Annotated in this window: 20 protein-coding genes and 1 other annotated feature; of the genes, 16 read left to right on the forward strand and 4 right to left on the reverse strand. The window is 50.5% G+C overall.

Features of this window, described 5'->3' with window-relative positions:
- Positions 1 to 88 precede the first annotated feature (88 nt).
- On the reverse strand, positions 89 to 757 hold the full coding sequence (gene hxpB, locus FDX22_RS04175; protein WP_146716754.1) for a hexitol phosphatase HxpB: 669 nt from the start codon (positions 755 to 757) through the stop codon (positions 89 to 91).
- 170 nt (positions 758 to 927) lie between these two features.
- On the opposite strand from hxpB, the gene FDX22_RS04180 reads away from it, so the two are divergent.
- Positions 928 to 1,464, forward strand: a complete 537-nt coding sequence (locus FDX22_RS04180; RefSeq protein ID WP_115258665.1) for a YniB family protein — start codon at positions 928 to 930, stop codon at positions 1,462 to 1,464.
- Positions 1,465 to 1,532: 68 nt separating this feature from the next.
- Here FDX22_RS04180 and FDX22_RS04185 read toward each other — a convergent pair whose 3' ends face one another.
- Positions 1,533 to 2,393 carry a fructosamine kinase family protein gene (locus tag FDX22_RS04185; RefSeq protein ID WP_117342995.1) on the reverse strand — a complete coding sequence of 287 codons (861 nt, stop codon included), beginning with the start codon at positions 2,391 to 2,393 and terminating at the stop codon, positions 1,533 to 1,535.
- A 264-nt stretch (positions 2,394 to 2,657) separates the two neighbouring features.
- Complete coding sequence (gene pfkB, locus FDX22_RS04190; RefSeq protein WP_117342996.1) at positions 2,658 to 3,587, reverse strand: 6-phosphofructokinase II; 930 nt, start codon at positions 3,585 to 3,587, stop codon at positions 2,658 to 2,660.
- A gap of 287 nt (positions 3,588 to 3,874) precedes the next feature.
- Between pfkB and FDX22_RS04195 the strand changes: the two genes are divergently transcribed.
- Both FDX22_RS04195 and FDX22_RS04200 read left to right on the forward strand, forming a co-directional pair.
- Positions 3,875 to 4,633, forward strand: coding sequence for a YdiY family protein (locus tag FDX22_RS04195; protein ID WP_115258663.1), 759 nt, complete (start codon positions 3,875 to 3,877; stop codon positions 4,631 to 4,633).
- 265 nt (positions 4,634 to 4,898) lie between these two features.
- A complete protein-coding gene (locus tag FDX22_RS04200) occupies positions 4,899 to 5,132 on the forward strand; it encodes a hypothetical protein (RefSeq protein WP_096757255.1) in 234 nt (77 codons plus the stop codon).
- Between the two features lie 186 nt (positions 5,133 to 5,318).
- Here FDX22_RS04200 and yniD read toward each other — a convergent pair whose 3' ends face one another.
- Positions 5,319 to 5,426, reverse strand: coding sequence for a small membrane protein YniD (yniD, locus tag FDX22_RS04205; RefSeq protein WP_096757254.1), 108 nt, complete (start codon positions 5,424 to 5,426; stop codon positions 5,319 to 5,321).
- Between the two features lie 305 nt (positions 5,427 to 5,731).
- Here yniD and thrS point away from each other — a divergent pair, with 305 nt between their 5' ends.
- From thrS to FDX22_RS04270, 13 genes are all read left to right on the forward strand, one after another.
- Positions 5,732 to 7,660: a threonine--tRNA ligase gene (gene thrS / locus FDX22_RS04210; protein WP_096757253.1), complete on the forward strand. Its 1,929-nt coding sequence runs from the start codon at positions 5,732 to 5,734 to the stop codon at positions 7,658 to 7,660.
- Positions 7,661 to 7,663: 3 nt separating this feature from the next.
- Positions 7,664 to 8,206: a translation initiation factor IF-3 gene (infC, locus tag FDX22_RS04215; protein ID WP_071830666.1), complete on the forward strand. Its 543-nt coding sequence runs from the start codon at positions 7,664 to 7,666 to the stop codon at positions 8,204 to 8,206.
- A gap of 96 nt (positions 8,207 to 8,302) precedes the next feature.
- A complete protein-coding gene (rpmI, locus tag FDX22_RS04220) occupies positions 8,303 to 8,500 on the forward strand; it encodes a 50S ribosomal protein L35 (protein WP_003030583.1) in 198 nt (65 codons plus the stop codon).
- 55 nt (positions 8,501 to 8,555) lie between these two features.
- Positions 8,556 to 8,912 (forward strand): 50S ribosomal protein L20, encoded by a 357-nt coding sequence (gene rplT, locus FDX22_RS04225; RefSeq protein ID WP_003030578.1) that lies wholly within the window; start codon positions 8,556 to 8,558, stop codon positions 8,910 to 8,912.
- Between the two features lie 120 nt (positions 8,913 to 9,032).
- Positions 9,033 to 9,157, forward strand: a sequence feature (Phe leader region).
- Positions 9,038 to 9,082 carry a pheST operon leader peptide PheM gene (gene pheM, locus FDX22_RS29965; protein WP_001386830.1) on the forward strand — a complete coding sequence of 15 codons (45 nt, stop codon included), beginning with the start codon at positions 9,038 to 9,040 and terminating at the stop codon, positions 9,080 to 9,082. Its footprint overlaps the feature before it by 45 nt.
- Before the next feature lie 125 nt (positions 9,158 to 9,282).
- A complete protein-coding gene (gene pheS / locus FDX22_RS04235) occupies positions 9,283 to 10,266 on the forward strand; it encodes a phenylalanine--tRNA ligase subunit alpha (protein WP_045442121.1) in 984 nt (327 codons plus the stop codon).
- A gap of 15 nt (positions 10,267 to 10,281) precedes the next feature.
- Positions 10,282 to 12,669, forward strand: coding sequence for a phenylalanine--tRNA ligase subunit beta (gene pheT / locus FDX22_RS04240; protein ID WP_115258661.1), 2,388 nt, complete (start codon positions 10,282 to 10,284; stop codon positions 12,667 to 12,669).
- A gap of 4 nt (positions 12,670 to 12,673) precedes the next feature.
- Positions 12,674 to 12,973: an integration host factor subunit alpha gene (gene ihfA / locus FDX22_RS04245; protein ID WP_003030571.1), complete on the forward strand. Its 300-nt coding sequence runs from the start codon at positions 12,674 to 12,676 to the stop codon at positions 12,971 to 12,973.
- A 279-nt stretch (positions 12,974 to 13,252) separates the two neighbouring features.
- The gene (gene btuC / locus FDX22_RS04250; RefSeq protein ID WP_096757251.1) at positions 13,253 to 14,233 is read left to right on the forward strand and encodes a vitamin B12 ABC transporter permease BtuC; all 981 of its coding nucleotides are present in this window, start codon (positions 13,253 to 13,255) and stop codon (positions 14,231 to 14,233) included.
- Positions 14,234 to 14,299: 66 nt separating this feature from the next.
- A complete protein-coding gene (locus FDX22_RS04255) occupies positions 14,300 to 14,851 on the forward strand; it encodes a glutathione peroxidase (RefSeq protein ID WP_137363003.1) in 552 nt (183 codons plus the stop codon).
- Entirely contained in the window at positions 14,851 to 15,600 is a 750-nt protein-coding gene (gene btuD, locus FDX22_RS04260; RefSeq protein ID WP_146716755.1) for a vitamin B12 ABC transporter ATP-binding protein BtuD, read from the forward strand. Before FDX22_RS04255 ends, btuD begins: the two co-directional genes overlap by 1 nt.
- A gap of 77 nt (positions 15,601 to 15,677) precedes the next feature.
- A complete protein-coding gene (locus FDX22_RS04265) occupies positions 15,678 to 16,142 on the forward strand; it encodes an NlpC/P60 family protein (RefSeq protein ID WP_096757248.1) in 465 nt (154 codons plus the stop codon).
- A 318-nt stretch (positions 16,143 to 16,460) separates the two neighbouring features.
- On the forward strand, positions 16,461 to 17,174 hold the full coding sequence (locus FDX22_RS04270) for an EAL domain-containing protein (RefSeq protein WP_115258658.1): 714 nt from the start codon (positions 16,461 to 16,463) through the stop codon (positions 17,172 to 17,174).
- Positions 17,175 to 17,188 lie beyond the last annotated feature (14 nt).

Raw genomic sequence — 17,188 nt, forward strand, 5'->3', positions numbered from 1 at the left:
GCAGGAAATACAATGAAAAATGAAACAACGTTTCAAAAACATGACTGACCTGGCAAAACGGGCAATGCAACCATTGCCCATCAGGGAATTATCCGCGTAGATGCGTGACTGTGAGATCGGCCAGCGAGGTCAATTTAACGTCAGCAAGAACAAAGCGGGCATCGTCCTGGTTCTCATGTGCAGGTACGACGATCGCGCGCATGCGTGCTGCTTTTGATGCAATCATGCCGTTGACAGAATCTTCCAGCGCTACGCAAGATAAGGGCTCCACACCCAATTTTGCCGCGCAGTCGAGGTAGACCTGAGGATGCGGTTTGCTGTAGGGCAATTTTTCTGCCGAGGCCAGCGCATCGAAGCTGTCGCGAAGATCAAACATCGTCAGCACTTTTTCCAGCATATGCAGCGGGGAGGCCGATGCCAGACCCACTCGTAAGCCCTGGGATTTGCACAGCGCGACGGCTTCACGTACGCCAGGCAGCAGTGGTTTTGTCTCTTCAACCAGGGCGATAGCCCGGGTGATAATGCGATCGGTGACCTCCTGGAGAGATGGGCCGCTCCACGGTTGCTGGGCGAACCATAGATCTACAACCATATCGATACGCAGCCCCAGCGTATCGGGCAGTTCATGGCGGCGAGTGATATCTACGCCTAAACTTGCGATCACATCCAGTTCAGCCTGATCCCAAAGGGGTTCAGAGTCGACCAGTAATCCATCCATATCGAAAATTGCAGCAAGAATTTGACGCGGGGTTGACATCACAACCTCTCCTTTGAACATGAAACAGCAGGGATTAAGAGCCTGGGTGAACCGGCTCTCAGCGTTCATTATGGCTAATCCTCGATTATACCGCCTTTAAAGATCAGGCGAAAATGGTTATCAACGGGTAAACTTAGGCCAAAATGACACGTCTTAATCAAGGGGAACTCATGACGTATCAACAAGCTGGACGCATTGCTGTCTTGAAAAGGCTGGTGGGATGGGTGATTTTCATCCCGGCGCTGATTTCAACGCTGGTTTCAGTACTGAAGTTTATGTATGCGCACAGTGAAAAGCAGGAGGGGATTAACGCGGTGATGCTCGACTTTGCCCACGTGATGATTGACATGATGCGGGTAAACACTCCCTTTCTTAACCTGTTTTGGTATAACTCACCGACACCTGATTTTCAAAGCGGACTGAATCTGGTTTTCTGGCTGATTTTTATTCTTATTTTTATCGGGCTGGCGATGCAGGATTCGGGTGCTCGCATGAGCCGTCAGGCTCGTTTTTTACGTGAAGGCGTTGAAGATCAGCTGATTCTGGAGCAGGCGAAGGGCAGTGAAGGGTTATCGCGAGAGCAGATTGAGTCGCGTATTGTCGTGCCGCATCATACGATTTTCTTACAAATATTCCCGCTCTATATTTTGCCGGTTATCGTCATCGTGATTGGCTATTTCTTCTTTTCGCTACTAGGTTTTTTGTAAGCGCGTCACTATCAGGCCCACGCGAAAGCTGCGGGCCTGATTAGCAAAGAACTTCCGCTATATATCTGTTAAGCCGCCAGTATCCTGTCCATCGCTTTCTGCGCCACCACCATATGTTGCCCGCCGAACAGAATCGCTCGATTCAGCAGCGTATAAAGCTGATAGACAGGCTGCCTGTCGAGAAAATCCAGCGGCAGGGGGGAAACCGACTGATAGCCGTCATAAATTTGTGGTGGCTGATCGCTATGTAATGGCAGCATTGCCAGGTCGCACTCTCTGTCGCCCCAATAGCAGGCGGGGTCAAAGATGTAGGGACCATGAGGGCCAAGGGCGCAGTTCCCCGACCACAAATCGCCATGCAGTAGTGAAGGCTGTGGCTGGTGTGATGACAAACGCTGCTGAACATGGTCAACAATGGCGTCAATATTGCCAAATGCGATCCCTTTTTCGGCGGCAAGCTCCAGTTGCCAGCCAATCCGCTGTTCTGCAAAAAAGGTAGACCAGCGACGCTGCCACGTATTGGGTTGAGGCGTGGTAGAGAGTGCATTATCAAAGTCGAGGCCAAACTGCGGCTGATCGCTCCATTCATGAAGATGCGCGAGCTGTTGTCCGAGAATAAAGGCGTTGTGGGCATCCAGTGGACGGGGAGGGAGGAAATCCATCACCAAAAAGCTGTAGTCTCTGTCTGCACCGACCGCCCAGACCTTGGGGACTGAAACGGTATTGCTGCGGGAAAGCAGTTCCAGCTGGTCGGCTTCTGCCGTAAAGCCGGTTAATAGCTCCCTTTCATCGCATTTGACGAAAAAATCGCGCCCCGCATAGCGTAAATGCCATGCGGCGTGGATCTCACCGCCGGGCAGTTCATTACGCAGCTCGATTTCGCCTTCACCGAGTTGCTCGCTTAAAAGACGACTGATAGCCTGCCACATGATGTCTCTCCCCATGTTGTCTGCCAGATCATAAGGTTAGCGCAATAATGCGGTAAAAAAACACGAACCAACGCACACCGTGGACGCGTTATCGCTGAAAAAGCACGTAATGTTTGTTGCTATTTCACTCCTTGCCAGAGCGCTGCAGTTATGGGTTCACGTGATCCACTGCTTTGTTATCACGTGATTTTTCAGCATAGACGCATAACACGTATGTCGACAGTTTTGTTGGTAAATCCCCCTTGATGATGAGGGGGAAGGGCATTACCGCGAAAGGTATGCGTATATTTTCTGCGTATCGTCCTGCGAGCATAAACGGGTACCCTGATTGAGGGTTGCCGCGCTACCTGCCGCTACGCCAAAACGAACAATATCGTCAAATGGCGCATTCTGTGCCAGCTTCAGTGTCATCGCGCCGACCATACTGTCACCCGCGCCAACGGTACTTTGGCTCTTAACCGGCGGGGGTACCACCTGTACGCAGGTTTCACCGTCAACGCCCAGTGCCCCTTGCGGTCCCAACGAAACGACAACACGTTGCGCTTTACCGCTGTGCACAATTTCCTCTGCGGCCTTACGGACGTCATCAGGTTGTGTGAGTTCGCGGTTAACCAATGCGCTGAGTTCTTTGAGGTTGGGTTTGACCAGTTCGATATTGCCGAGCGTTAATGCGGCAGTCAGTGCCTCACCTGAGCTATCAACAATGCAGCGAATGCCCTGCTTTTGTGCCGCAGTAATAAGCTGGGTGAGTTTTTCAAGCTTCACGCCGGGTGGCAGGCTGCCGCTTATCACCAGCAGCGCGCCGGACTCAATTTCCAGCACCTGATCCTGAAGCTGGTGGAACTCGTCATCGGTAAGTGTTGCTCCAGGCATAACAAATCGATACTGCTCGCCGCTGGATTCTACGTGGACGTGAAGATTTTGCCGGGTCCAGTCTTTGGCCTCTATGGTGGCGACCGGGACATTTTCATCGGCAAGCAATGATACCAGGTGTTCCCCGGTAGCGCCGCCAGCCGGAAAGATAGCCGTTGCGTTTCCGCCAAGATGAGCAATGGCGCGGGCCACGTTAATACCACCACCACCGGGTTCAAAAACCGGCGAGGTGCAGCGAAGTTTACCTTCGGGATAGATTTGCGGGGTGATTGTTGCGCTATCGAGAGAGGGCGCAAGTGTTAACGTATAGATACGTACCATCTTTACCTCCTGTTAGGCTGTCCTCAGTCTGGCACTTAATGTGACGAAAGTGAAGTAATTAACAACATGATTTATCGCATCTTTATTTAAAATTATCTCGGCAAAGATATATAAATAAAATTACGGTTTAAGAACGCTCTTATTCAAAAAATGAAATAAGAAATTATTGCTATGTTATTCGAGTCTTTTTATAATTTGTTACCTTTCAAGGGGCTTTTGTCATTGATCCCTATGAAAGTTTCCGAGACCGTAATGGTCTCTTTTTTTGTTGTACGGACTCTTTATAAATGAAGCTTTTGAAGACAGTACCCGCAGCACTCGTGCTGATGGGGGGCGTGTTTGCGTCAATGCATGCCGCCGCCGATGATTCCGTTTTTACTGTCATGGATGACCCCTCCAGCGCGAAAAAACCCTTTGAAGGTAACCTGAACGCGGGATACCTCGCCCAGTCAGGCAACACAAAAAGTTCTTCTTTAACCGCAGATACCACCATGACCTGGTACGGTGAAACCACGGCGTGGTCTCTGTGGGGCAATGCCAGCAATACCTCGTCGAATGATGAACGCTCTTCGGAGAAATACGCCGTAGGTGGTCGTAGTCGTTTTAATATGACGGATTATGATTACCTATTCGGACAGGCCAGCTGGTTGACCGACAGATACAACGGCTATCACGAGCGTGACGTACTGACTGCAGGTTATGGTCGTCAGTTCCTTAATGGGCCGGTACACAGCTTCCGTTTCGAATTCGGTCCAGGCGTACGCTATGACGAACACACCGATGGCACAACCGAAACGCAGCCGCTGGGTTATGCGTCAGGCGCTTATGCGTGGCAGATGACGGACACCACCAAATTCACACAAGGGGTGTCGGTGTTTGGTGCTGAAGATACGACGCTTAACTCTGAAACAGCGTTAAATGTGGCTATCAACGAACATTTCGGTTTGAAAGTGGCTTATAACGTCACCTGGAACTCAGAACCACCGGCTACGGCACCGGAACATACCGATCGTCGTACGACCGTTTCGCTCGGCTATCGTATGTAGTAAAAAACCGGGTCAAATAAATGGCCCGGCTTTTCCAAATAAAATTTCAGTGTTATTATTTTCTGACCGGCATTTTAATTTTTTCGAAAAAAACTTTTCTTCATACTTTCTCCATAATTACTCTTTTGGGTACATATTCAATTTATTTGACACGAATTGATAAATAAATTGACTAGGAAAAAATGTGAGCCAGATCTACACTCTTACCTACAGGCAATTAATCGCCTTCAGACCTTAGCATTAATTCAAGTAAGAGAAGATACCTATGAAAAATATCAAAGCGACGGCTGCTGTCATCGTGCTTTCTGCGCTGTCCTTCGGCGTGTTTGCAGCCGTTCCGGTCACCAACGCACCGTCTGATAACACGACACAAGTTGGCATCACGCATGCCTCTGATGTGGAAGCAGGTTCAAATATCGCTCCTGGTTCCCAGTCAACTGGCCAAAGTATGAATGATGCGTTTAATGTTCATACCCTGGTTGCTGGCGAATGGTCTTAATATCTTCATCAGTGTCCAGACGTCTATTCAGCCAAATGTCGTAATGAAAAAACCGGATATTGATGTACCGGTTTTTATTTTGTCATAAACAGTAAAGTAATATTGAAATATCTTTTTTAATTTATTGGAAGCATCTGTGTACATCGCAAAATAACGCAAAGTACCATTTATTAACGGCGTGACGGTTCAACCCCAAATCATTGCTGCCCACCTTAACATCAGCATTGCCGCGCAAATGACGAGCAGTACCACAACCATTTTCCAGTGTTTTTTGGCAAAGCGATTTTTTGGCATGGTTCTTTCCTGGTCAGTAACAATGATTACCGCATAGTGTAACAAAGACGGCAGGGCGCCAGTGAATTGATTTACATCATAGATGGCGCGTTGATTGTCGCTTTGAACGACCCGTAATGCCGTGTACACTGTCAAGCGGTGTTATCAAAAAGCGGGTGTAGGTTACAGCGTTGCCAGTCAGGTAATGCGTGACATATTTCGCAGAGTGAAGCGGGAATCAGCCCACACCTTTTTGATAAATTTTAAATAGTGAAACTTTGTATGTGCTCTTACGTGTGGGGCACCACTGCAAATAAGGATATAACATGCCTGTTATTACTCTTCCTGATGGCAGCCAACGCCATTACGACCACGCTGTAAGTCCCATGGATGTTGCGCTGGACATCGGTCCAGGTCTGGCGAAAGCCACTATCGCTGGCCGTGTAAACGGTGAGCTGGTTGATGCTTCCGATCTGATTGAACAGGATGCGAAACTCTCCATCATTACCGCTAAGGATGATGAAGGTCTGGAGATCATTCGTCACTCCTGTGCGCACCTGTTAGGGCACGCGATCAAACAACTCTGGCCGCACACCAAAATGGCGATCGGACCGGTTGTTGACAACGGCTTTTACTACGATATCGATCTTGACCGTACGTTAACCCAGGAAGACGTCGACGCGCTCGAAAAGCGGATGCACGAGCTCGCTGAGAAAAACTACGATGTCATCAAGAAGAAAGTCAGCTGGTACGAAGCGCGTGAAACGTTCGTGAAGCGTGGCGAGACCTATAAAGTCTCTATCCTTGATGAAAATATTGCCCATGATGACAAGCCTGGCTTGTATCATCATGAAGAATACGTCGATATGTGCCGTGGCCCGCACGTGCCGAACATGCGTTTCTGTCATCACTTCAAACTGATGAAGACCGCTGGGGCATACTGGCGCGGCGACAGCAACAACAAGATGCTGCAGCGCATTTATGGTACTGCATGGGCCGATAAAAAAGCGCTGAGTGCCTACCTGCAACGTCTGGAAGAAGCGGCTAAACGCGACCACCGTAAAATTGGTAAGCAGCTTGACCTGTATCATATGCAGGAAGAAGCGCCAGGTATGGTGTTCTGGCATAACGATGGCTGGACAATTTTCCGTGAACTGGAAGTTTTCGTTCGTTCGAAACTGAAAGAATACCAGTATCAGGAAGTGAAAGGCCCGTTCATGATGGACCGTGTGCTGTGGGAAAAAACAGGGCACTGGGACAACTACAAGGATGCGATGTTCACCACCTCTTCAGAGAACCGTGAATACTGCATCAAGCCAATGAACTGCCCAGGCCACGTTCAGATCTTTAATCAGGGTCTGAAATCGTATCGCGACCTGCCGCTGCGTATGGCGGAATTTGGTAGCTGTCACCGTAACGAACCGTCAGGTGCGCTGCACGGCCTGATGCGCGTACGTGGCTTCACTCAAGATGATGCGCATATCTTCTGTACCGAAGAGCAGATTCGTGATGAAGTTAACGCCTGCATTCGTATGGTCTACGATATGTACAGCACCTTTGGCTTCGAGAAAATCGTTGTCAAACTGTCCACTCGCCCCGAGAAACGTATCGGTAGCGATGAAATGTGGGACCGTGCTGAAGCGGACTTAGCGGTTGCGCTGGAAGAAAACAACATCCCGTTTGAGTTCCAACTGGGTGAAGGCGCATTCTACGGTCCGAAAATTGAATTTACCCTGTATGACTGCCTCGATCGCGCATGGCAGTGCGGTACTGTACAGCTGGACTTCTCTCTGCCGTCTCGTCTGAGCGCCTCTTATGTTGGCGAAAACAACGAGCGTCAGGTACCGGTAATGATTCACCGCGCGATTCTTGGGTCAATGGAACGTTTCATTGGTATCCTGACCGAAGAGTTCGCTGGCTTCTTCCCGACCTGGCTTGCGCCGGTTCAGGTTGTAGTCATGAATATTACCGATTCGCAGTCTGAATACGTCAACGAATTAACGCAGAAACTACAAAATGCGGGTATTCGTGTAAAAGCAGACTTGAGAAATGAGAAGATTGGCTTTAAAATCCGCGAGCACACTTTACGTCGTGTCCCTTACATGTTGGTCTGTGGCGACAAAGAGGTAGAAGCAGGCAAAGTTGCCGTGCGTACCCGTCGTGGCAAAGACTTGGGCAGCCTGGACGTAAGTGAAGTTATCGAGAAGCTGCAACAAGAGATTCGCAGCCGCAGTCTTCAACAACTGGAGGAATAAGGTATTAAAGGCGGAAAACGAGTTCAAACGGCACGTCCGAATCGTATCAATGGCGAGATTCGCGCCCTGGAAGTTCGCTTAACAGGTCTGGAAGGCGAAGCTTTGGGTATTGTGAGTCTGAGAGAAGCTATCGAAAAAGCTGAAGAAGCTGGAGTAGATTTAGTTGAAATCAGCCCTAACGCCGAACCGCCAGTTTGTCGTATTATGGACTACGGCAAGTTCCTTTATGAAAAGAGTAAATCTTCTAAGGAACAGAAGAAAAAGCAAAAAGTTATCCAGGTTAAGGAAATTAAATTCCGTCCTGGCACCGACGATGGCGATTACCAGGTAAAACTCCGCAGCCTGGTACGCTTTCTGGAAGAGGGTGATAAAGCTAAGATCACGCTGCGTTTCCGCGGCCGTGAGATGGCTCACCAACAGATCGGTATGGAAGTGCTTACGCGCGTCCGTGACGATCTGAGTGAACTGGCAGTGGTCGAATCCTTCCCTACGAAGATCGAAGGCCGCCAGATGATCATGGTGCTCGCTCCTAAGAAGAAACAGTAAGGCCTTCAAGTAGCAATTCCTGTGGAGCCTACGGGCTTCGCAGGTTTTGTTCGCCTATGTTTCGTTTATTAACAATGCGAAGTGGAAGTTATTAAAATGCCAAAAATTAAGACCGTACGCGGTGCTGCTAAGCGCTTCAAAAAAACCGGTGGTGGTGGATTTAAGCGTAAGCACGCAAACCTGCGTCATATTCTGACCAAAAAATCTACTAAGCGTAAACGTCACCTGCGTCCAAAAGGCCTCGTGTCTAAAGGCGATCTGGGTCTGGTTATCGCGTGCCTGCCGTACGCATAAGCCGTTAACGTTTAATTAATTTTTTTACTAAGAATATAGATACAGGAGAGCACATATGGCTCGCGTAAAACGTGGTGTAGTTGCCCGTGCACGTCACAAGAAAATTTTGAAACAAGCTAAAGGCTACTACGGTGCGCGTTCTCGCGTATACCGCGTTGCCTTCCAGGCTGTTATCAAAGCTGGTCAGTACGCTTATCGTGACCGTCGTCAGAAAAAGCGTCAGTTCCGTCAACTGTGGATTGCGCGTATCAACGCAGCAGCACGTCAGAACGGTATTTCTTACAGCAAATTCATCAACGGCCTGAAAAAAGCCTCTGTTGAAATCGACCGTAAGATCCTGGCTGACATCGCAGTATTCGACAAAGTAGCGTTCACCGCTCTGGTTGAAAAAGCGAAAGCAGCTCTGGCATAAGCCGGTGAAAAGAGGGAGCCTGGCTCCCTCTCTTTTATTTGTAGCGTAATCAATTAGTTGACAATTCACCCGTAAGCCTTTTCAATAAAGGTTGTCCGGTTTTTACTACATAAGGTAACGCAAGCATGAATGCTGCTATTTTCCGCTTCTTTTTTTACTTTAGCACCTGAATCCGGGAGGCTCGCGCGTGAAAGAAGAAACGGAAAACAGCGCCTAAGAGCCTCCCTGGTGGAGGCTTTTTTTATACACGTAATCCTTCAAGCGGCCCCTGTATTGGCTGCATTTTGCTCTCTTGCCGCCTGGATGCAACTTGAATGATTTTGTGTATATATGAGCGACATATGAATATCGCCACACAACGAGGAAAACCATGTCACATCTCGCAGAGCTGGTTGCCAGTGCAACGGCCGCTATTAACCAGGCTTCAGATGTTGCCGCATTAGACAATGTCCGCGTCGAATATTTGGGTAAGAAAGGGCATTTGACCCTGCAAATGACAACCCTGCGCGAACTGCCGCCTGAAGAGCGTCCGGCAGCAGGTGCGGTTATCAATGAAGCCAAAGAGCAGGTACAGCAGGCGCTGAACGCGCGTAAAGCTGATTTAGAAAATGCTGCGCTGAATGCACGTCTGGCAGAAGAAACCATTGATATCTCCCTGCCGGGCCGTCGTATTGAAAACGGCGGGTTGCATCCGGTCACACGTACCATCGACAGGATTGAAAGCTTCTTCGGTGAGCTCGGATTTACCGTGGCGACGGGACCGGAAATCGAAGATGACTACCACAACTTCGATGCGCTGAATATTCCAGGCCATCACCCGGCGCGTGCTGACCACGACACGTTTTGGTTTGACGCCACGCGCCTGCTGCGTACTCAGACCTCTGGCGTGCAGATCCGCACCATGAAAGAAAAACAGCCGCCAATCCGCATTATCGCACCGGGCCGCGTGTATCGTAACGACTACGATCAGACGCACACCCCGATGTTCCATCAGATGGAAGGCTTGATTGTTGATACCAACATCAACTTCACCAACCTGAAAGGCACGCTGCACGATTTCCTGCGTAACTTCTTTGAAGAGGATCTGCAGGTACGTTTCCGTCCTTCCTATTTCCCGTTCACTGAGCCTTCTGCGGAAGTTGACGTAATGGGAAAAAATGGCAAATGGCTGGAAGTGCTGGGCTGCGGTATGGTCCACCCGAACGTGCTGCGTAACGTTGGTATCGACCCAGAAATCTACTCAGGTTTTGCCTTCGGTATGGGTATGGAGCGTCTGACCATGCTGCGTTACGGCGTCACCGATCTGCGTTCTTTCTTCGAAAACGATCTGCGTTTCCTCAAACAGTTTAAATAAAGGCAGGATAAAACAATGAAATTCAGTGAACTGTGGTTACGCGAATGGGTAAACCCGGCAATTGATAGCGATGCGCTGTCAAACCAGATCACCATGGCGGGCCTCGAGGTCGACGGCGTTGAAGCCGTTGCCGGTGAATTTAACGGCGTAGTGGTCGGTGAAGTGGTTGAGTGCGGCCAGCACCCGAACGCAGACAAACTGCGTGTCACCAAAGTTAATGTGGGCGGCGATCGTCTGCTGGATATCGTCTGTGGCGCACCTAACTGCCGTCAGGGATTAAGAGTCGCCGTGGCGACCATCGGTGCCGTTCTGCCGGGCGATTTCAAGATTAAAGCCGCCAAACTGCGCGGTGAGCCGTCAGAAGGGATGCTGTGCTCGTTCTCTGAGCTGGGTATTTCCGATGATCATAACGGGATTATCGAACTGCCGGCGGATGCGCCGATTGGCACCGATATCCGCGAATACCTGAAGCTTGACGATAACACTATCGAAATCAGCGTTACGCCGAACCGCGCCGACTGCTTAGGCATCATCGGTGTTGCACGCGATGTTGCGGTACTGAACAAAGCCCCGCTGGTTGAGCCGGAAATCGTCCCTGTGGCGGCGACAGTTGATGACGTGCTGCCAATCCAGGTTGAAGCCGTTGACGCCTGTCCGCGCTATCTGGGCCGTGTGGTTAAAGGTATCAATGTTAAAGCACCAACGCCGCTGTGGATGAAAGAGAAACTGCGTCGTTGCGGGATCCGTTCCATCGATGCCGTGGTTGATGTGACCAACTATGTACTGCTCGAACTGGGTCAGCCGATGCATGCGTTCGACAAAGACCGCATTGAAGGCGGAATTGTTGTGCGTATGGCAAAAGAGGGTGAGACCCTGGTATTGCTGGACGGCAGCGAAGCAAAACTGAATGCGGATACGCTGGTTATTGCTGACCACAACAAAGCGTTGGCAATGGGCGGCATCTTTGGCGGAGAGCACTCTGGTGTGAATGATGAGACGCAAAACGTCCTGCTGGAATGTGCGTTCTTCAGCCCGCTGTCCATTACGGGTCGCGCGCGTCGTCACGGTCTGCACACCGATGCCTCTCACCGCTATGAGCGTGGCGTCGATCCGGCACTGCAGCACAAAGCTATGGAGCGTGCAACGCGTCTGCTGATTGATATCTGCGGCGGCGAAGCCGGTCCGGTTATCGATGTGACGACCGAAGCCACGCTGCCAAAACGCGCAACCATTACGCTTCGTCGTAGCAAACTGGATCGTCTGATTGGCCATCATATTGCCGATGAGCAGGTGAGCGATATTCTGCGTCGTCTGGGTTGTGACGTGACGGAAGGCCAGGATGAGTGGCTGGCGGTTGCACCGAGCTGGCGTTTCGACATGTCGATTGAAGAAGACCTGGTCGAAGAAATTGCCCGCGTATACGGTTATGACAATATCCCGAATACGCCTATTCAGGCAGGCCTGATCATGGGGACGCATCGCGAAGCAGATTTATCGCTGAAGCGTGTCAAAACCATGCTCAATGATAAAGGCTACCAGGAAGTGATCACCTACAGCTTCGTCGACCCGAAAGTTCAGGCGCTGCTGCATCCGGGTGAAGAAGCGCTGTTGCTGCCAAGCCCAATCTCAATCGACATGTCGGCAATGCGTTTGTCCCTGTGGACCGGCTTGCTGTCTACGGTGGTGTATAACCAGAACCGTCAGCAGAACCGCGTGCGTATTTTCGAAACGGGTTTACGTTTTGTTCCCGATACCCAGGCTAACCTCGGGATCCGTCAGGATCTGATGTTGGCAGGTGCGATCTGCGGCAACCGTCATGATGAACACTGGAACCTGGCAAAAGAGGCCGTTGATTTCTATGATCTGAAAGGCGATCTGGAAGCGGTTCTCGACCTGACCGGTAAACTGGGTGACATTCAGTTCAAAGCTGAAGCCAATCCGGCATTACATCCGGGCCAGTCTGCGGCGATTTATCTGAAAGGTGAACGTATTGGTTTCATTGGGGTTGTTCATCCTGAGCTGGAACGTAAACTGGATCTGAACGGTCGCACTTTAGTGTTTGAACTGGAGTGGAACAAGCTCGCAGACCGCGTGGTGCCTCAGGCTCGTGAAGTTTCTCGCTTCCCGGCGAACCGCCGTGATATCGCCGTGGTGGTGGCAGAAAACGTTCCCGCTGCGGATATTTTATCCGAGTGTAAGAAAGTTGGCGTAAATCAGGTAGTTGGCGTAAACTTATTTGACGTGTACCGCGGTAAGGGTGTTGCGGAGGGTTATAAGAGCCTCGCTATCAGCCTGATCCTTCAGGATACCAGCCGTACACTTGAAGAAGAGGAGATTGCCGCTACCGTCGCCAAATGTGTAGAGGCATTAAAAGAGCGATTCCAGGCATCATTGAGGGATTGAACCTATGGCGCTTACAAAAGCTGAAATGTCAGAATATCTGTTTGATAAGCTTGGGCTTAGCAAGCGGGATGCCAAAGAACTGGTCGAGCTGTTTTTCGAAGAGATCCGTCGTGCTCTGGAAAATGGTGAGCAGGTAAAACTCTCTGGTTTTGGTAACTTCGATCTGCGTGATAAGAATCAACGCCCGGGACGTAACCCGAAAACGGGCGAAGATATTCCCATTACAGCACGGCGCGTGGTGACCTTCAGACCCGGACAGAAGTTAAAAAGTCGGGTCGAAAACGCAACGCCCAAAGAAGAGTGATTTGACGTTCCGCTAAGTCACTTACGCCGCCATCAAAGCGGCAGTGAAAAGCATGACGTATATATACCCTAAATACTTCGAGTTGCAGGAAGGCGGCGACGCAGCGAATCTCCAGGAGCGTACATAAGTACGTGGCTGGGGTGAGCGAGTAAAGCCAACGCACATGCAGCTTGAAGTATGACGGGTATAACTAAAAAGGCCGCTCTGCGGCCTTTTTCCTTTCCACTACCGAATCGGCACCGTAAAATCCCCTCATCTCTTTTCAGCAGAATGGAAAACATGCTGACCTTCGCCCATCAACAACAGCGACGAAATGTACGCTGGATATTGTCTCTGTCAGCGCTGATGCTGCTGGCAACGATCCTCAGCCTGTGCGCAGGCGAACAGTGGATTGCGCCCGGCAACTGGTTTAGCGCCCGTGGCGATCTGTTCGTGTGGCAAATTCGACTTCCTCGTACGCTGGCCGTACTGCTGGTCGGTGCCGCGCTGGCGCTGTCCGGTGCTGTGATGCAGGCGCTGTTCGAAAACCCGTTAGCCGAACCAGGCCTGCTGGGCGTGTCTAACGGCGCAGGCGTTGGACTCATCGCCGCGGTGCTATTGGGGCAGGGCCAGTTACCCGGCTGGGCGCTGGGCCTGTGCGCGATTGCCGGGGCGCTGATCATCACGCTTATCCTTCTGCGTTTTGCCCGCCGCCACCTGTCGACCAGCCGTCTGCTGCTGGCGGGCGTGGCGCTGGGTATTATTTGTAGCGCCTTGATGACGTGGGCTATCTACTTCTCAACCTCTTTTGATCTGCGACAGTTAATGTACTGGATGATGGGCGGCTTTGGCGGTGTCGACTGGCAGCAGGCCTGGCTGATGGTCGCGCTGCTGCCCGTTTTACTGTGGATTTGCTGTCAGTCGCAGCCGATGAATATGCTGGCGCTGGGGGAGACGTCTGCGCGCCAGCTAGGGCTGCCTTTATGGTTCTGGCGGAACCTGCTGGTGGTGGCCACTGGCTGGATGGTGGGGGTCAGCGTGGCGCTTGCTGGCGCCATTGGTTTTATCGGCCTGGTTATCCCGCATATTCTGCGACTGTGTGGATTAACCGATCATCGCGTATTGCTGCCTGGCTGTGCGCTGGCGGGGGCTATTGCATTACTGTTAGCGGATGTTGTGGCACGTCTGGTGCTGGCGTCGGCTGAACTGCCTATCGGCGTGGTAACGGCAACCATGGGTGCACCGGTATTTATCTGGTTATTGTTAAAATCCGGGCGCTAGACGTCTGCGGTTCGGACTATGATTAAACACGGAAAATTGATCGCTGACTATCCACCTGGAGATGCTATGCAAGACACTATTTTCAATACCGAAGTGACGACTATCGACGGAGATGTCGTCTCATTACAAGCGTATGCCGGAAAAGTCCTGTTAATTGTTAATGTTGCCTCAAAATGTGGATTAACGCCGCAGTATGAGCAACTGGAGAATCTGCAGAAAACATGGCACGAGCAGGGATTTACCGTGTTGGGGTTCCCCTGCAATCAGTTTCTCGGTCAGGAACCCGGTAGTGAAGAGGAAATTAAAACCTGGTGCAGTACTACCTGGGGCGTTACTTTCCCCATGTTCAGTAAAATAGATGTCAACGGCGAAGCGCGCCATCCGCTGTATCAGAAGCTGATTGCCGCCGCGCCCACCGCCGTAGCGCCAGCCGACAGTGGGTTTTATGCGCGCATGGCGAGCAAAGGGCGCGCGCCGCTCTACCCGGACGATATTCTGTGGAATTTCGAGAAGTTTTTAGTCGGGCGCGATGGTCAGGTTTTACAGCGTTTTTCACCCGATATGACGCCTGAAGATCCCATCCTTGTGGAACATATCAACGCGGCGCTGGCAAAATAATGTCTCCTTTGATGCAGCTCCAGAATGTGGCGGAATCGACCCGGCTTGGCCCGCTTTCCGGTGAAATAAGGGCCGGGGAGATCCTACACCTTGTCGGACCCAACGGCGCAGGAAAAAGCACGCTGCTGGCGAGGATGGCGGGGTTAACGACCGGTGAAGGAACCATCGTGTTGGGTGATGTGCCGCTCGATGACTGGCCTGCGGCAAAACTGGCGCAACATCGCGCTTATCTTGCGCAACAACAAACCCCCCCGTTTGCCATGCCGGTTTGGCATTTTCTGACGCTGCATCAGCCTGATAAAACGCGTACCGATTTGCTGCAGGAGACGGCCGACGCGCTTGGGTTGGGTGATAAACTTGGACGTGGGTCGAATCAGCTTTCTGGCGGCGAATGGCAGCGGGTGCGTCTTGCGGCGGTAATACTGCAAATTTGTCCGCAGGCTAATCCGCACGGCCAACTGTTGCTGTTAGATGAACCGATGAACAGTCTGGATGTTGCGCAACAAAATGCGCTGGACCGCCTATTGGGCCGACTCTGTCAGCAGGGAATTGCAATTGTGATGAGCAGTCATGACCTGAACCATACGCTGCGTCATGCGCACAAAGCCTGGTTACTCAAGCGCGGGAAGTTGTTGGCCAGTGGTACACGCGATGCGGTGCTGACGCCGGCTAATCTCTCTCAGGCTTATGGCGTAAACTTCCGTCGTCTGGATATCGAAGGCCACAGAATGCTCATATCAACCACTTAAGTTAAATGGGCTCTTGAAAACCCCATTATTTCCACGCTAAATTGGCGCAAGAATAAAAAATAGAGGATTCGTCCTGCATGCGTTTTTGGCTTCTTTTTATCACAGCATTGTTTTTGGCAGGGTGCAGTAGCCATCGCGCTCCCGCACCCAATGCCCGGTTATCGGACTCTATCGCCGTGATTGCCGGTCTTAACGACCAGTTACAGCACTGGCGTGGTACACCTTATCGTTATGGCGGCATGAGCCGGAGCGGCGTGGATTGTTCTGGCTTTGTACTGATGACGATGCGCGATAAATTCGACCTGCAATTACCGCGCGATACGCGCACGCAGTCAAAGATTGGTACCGAAATTGATAAAGATGAATTGCTGCCAGGCGATCTGGTTTTCTTTAAAACCGGATCGGGTGAAAGCGGGCTACACGTCGGTATTTACGATACCAATAATCAATTTATTCATGCCTCCACCAGTCGTGGCGTGATGCGCTCCTCGCTTGATAATGTCTACTGGCGTAAAAATTTCTGGCAGGCGCGACGTATTTAAATCTCCCGGGTGATGGGGCTGGTCATGTATGAAGCAGTTCCATCATCGCCATTTAAAGTCAACTTTCACTTCAGCTGCTGCACTGACAATAACCCTGTGCATTAAGAGAGTATTTTGCTAAAAATATGATTTATGCCGAGTTATTAAAAAGTACAAAGCTGGATATTAGCTTATAATCAGGATAAGCTAAAAAAAAGGATTCGATTTACTGGCTAAAAAGGGAAAAATGAAAGAGCCTCAATTTGCATCTGATGTGACGTATTTTTCCATCCTTTGCTACAGGATGCCGGATTACACCCATGCAGCGGGGCTGGCACAATGATAGTTTCACTGGATAATCTTTATCATTCTGAGTTCTCTTTTCTTCCTGCGCGAAGTGCAGGAGGCGATCTTAAATACGTAGACATCATCACCCATTTTGTTAGTCCTGACGGCGTAGTGCATATGCCATCAGGGTTGGTCATACCTCGGATGTCGGACGATGAGCAGCGTCGTTTATTTAGCGAAAAACTCGAATTAATCGAAACATGCCAACATTTTTTTATTCAACGCAACATTTCTGCGTGGCTTAATTTAACTCCGGCAGTCGCTAATACTTTATTATTAGATGCAGAATATGCTTCGCGTATTGAACGATTTTCATTTATTGAATTAACCATTAATGAAAGTTTTCCCGAGTTAAACAAGGGTAAAGAAAATCCAATACTGGCGGCATTAGCGGCGCGATTTCCATTAGTCTTGACCAACTTCGGTGCGCCAGGCATATCCACGCGTGCAATTTTTGATGGCCTGTTCAAACGTGTCGTACTGGATAAACACTTTATTCAACAACGTATTACGCAAAATTCGTTTGAGCCTTTTATGCGCGCCATTCAGGCACAAATATCCCCAGACTGCGAATCAATAATCATCAGCGGCATTGATACGCAGGAGATGCTCGAACGGGTATTGCCCCTGGGATTCAGCGCCATGCAGGGTGCGCTATGGCCGGCTGTCTTACCCGCGCAGATAACCTCATTGATGCAAGGATAACCCTTGCATTTGCC

The organism is Citrobacter sp. TBCS-14, from assembly GCF_005280805.1.
Lineage (GTDB): Bacteria > Pseudomonadota > Gammaproteobacteria > Enterobacterales > Enterobacteriaceae > Citrobacter > Citrobacter gillenii.

What these genes read in the sequence shown, in the direction of transcription:
- hxpB (WP_146716754.1), bottom strand. Translation starts at nt 757, where the DNA reads ATGTCAACCCCGCGTCAAATTCTTGCTGCAATTTTCGATATGGATGGA.
- FDX22_RS04180 (WP_115258665.1), top strand. Translation starts at nt 928, where the DNA reads ATGACGTATCAACAAGCTGGACGCATTGCTGTCTTGAAAAGGCTGGTG.
- FDX22_RS04185 (WP_117342995.1), bottom strand. Translation starts at nt 2,393, where the DNA reads ATGTGGCAGGCTATCAGTCGTCTTTTAAGCGAGCAACTCGGTGAAGGC.
- pfkB (WP_117342996.1), bottom strand. Translation starts at nt 3,587, where the DNA reads ATGGTACGTATCTATACGTTAACACTTGCGCCCTCTCTCGATAGCGCA.
- FDX22_RS04195 (WP_115258663.1), top strand. Translation starts at nt 3,875, where the DNA reads ATGAAGCTTTTGAAGACAGTACCCGCAGCACTCGTGCTGATGGGGGGC.
- FDX22_RS04200 (WP_096757255.1), top strand. Translation starts at nt 4,899, where the DNA reads ATGAAAAATATCAAAGCGACGGCTGCTGTCATCGTGCTTTCTGCGCTG.
- yniD (WP_096757254.1), bottom strand. Translation starts at nt 5,426, where the DNA reads ATGCCAAAAAATCGCTTTGCCAAAAAACACTGGAAAATGGTTGTGGTA.
- thrS (WP_096757253.1), top strand. Translation starts at nt 5,732, where the DNA reads ATGCCTGTTATTACTCTTCCTGATGGCAGCCAACGCCATTACGACCAC.
- rpmI (WP_003030583.1), top strand. Translation starts at nt 8,303, where the DNA reads ATGCCAAAAATTAAGACCGTACGCGGTGCTGCTAAGCGCTTCAAAAAA.
- rplT (WP_003030578.1), top strand. Translation starts at nt 8,556, where the DNA reads ATGGCTCGCGTAAAACGTGGTGTAGTTGCCCGTGCACGTCACAAGAAA.
- pheS (WP_045442121.1), top strand. Translation starts at nt 9,283, where the DNA reads ATGTCACATCTCGCAGAGCTGGTTGCCAGTGCAACGGCCGCTATTAAC.
- pheT (WP_115258661.1), top strand. Translation starts at nt 10,282, where the DNA reads ATGAAATTCAGTGAACTGTGGTTACGCGAATGGGTAAACCCGGCAATT.
- ihfA (WP_003030571.1), top strand. Translation starts at nt 12,674, where the DNA reads ATGGCGCTTACAAAAGCTGAAATGTCAGAATATCTGTTTGATAAGCTT.
- btuC (WP_096757251.1), top strand. Translation starts at nt 13,253, where the DNA reads ATGCTGACCTTCGCCCATCAACAACAGCGACGAAATGTACGCTGGATA.
- FDX22_RS04255 (WP_137363003.1), top strand. Translation starts at nt 14,300, where the DNA reads ATGCAAGACACTATTTTCAATACCGAAGTGACGACTATCGACGGAGAT.
- btuD (WP_146716755.1), top strand. Translation starts at nt 14,851, where the DNA reads ATGTCTCCTTTGATGCAGCTCCAGAATGTGGCGGAATCGACCCGGCTT.
- FDX22_RS04265 (WP_096757248.1), top strand. Translation starts at nt 15,678, where the DNA reads ATGCGTTTTTGGCTTCTTTTTATCACAGCATTGTTTTTGGCAGGGTGC.
- FDX22_RS04270 (WP_115258658.1), top strand. Translation starts at nt 16,461, where the DNA reads ATGATAGTTTCACTGGATAATCTTTATCATTCTGAGTTCTCTTTTCTT.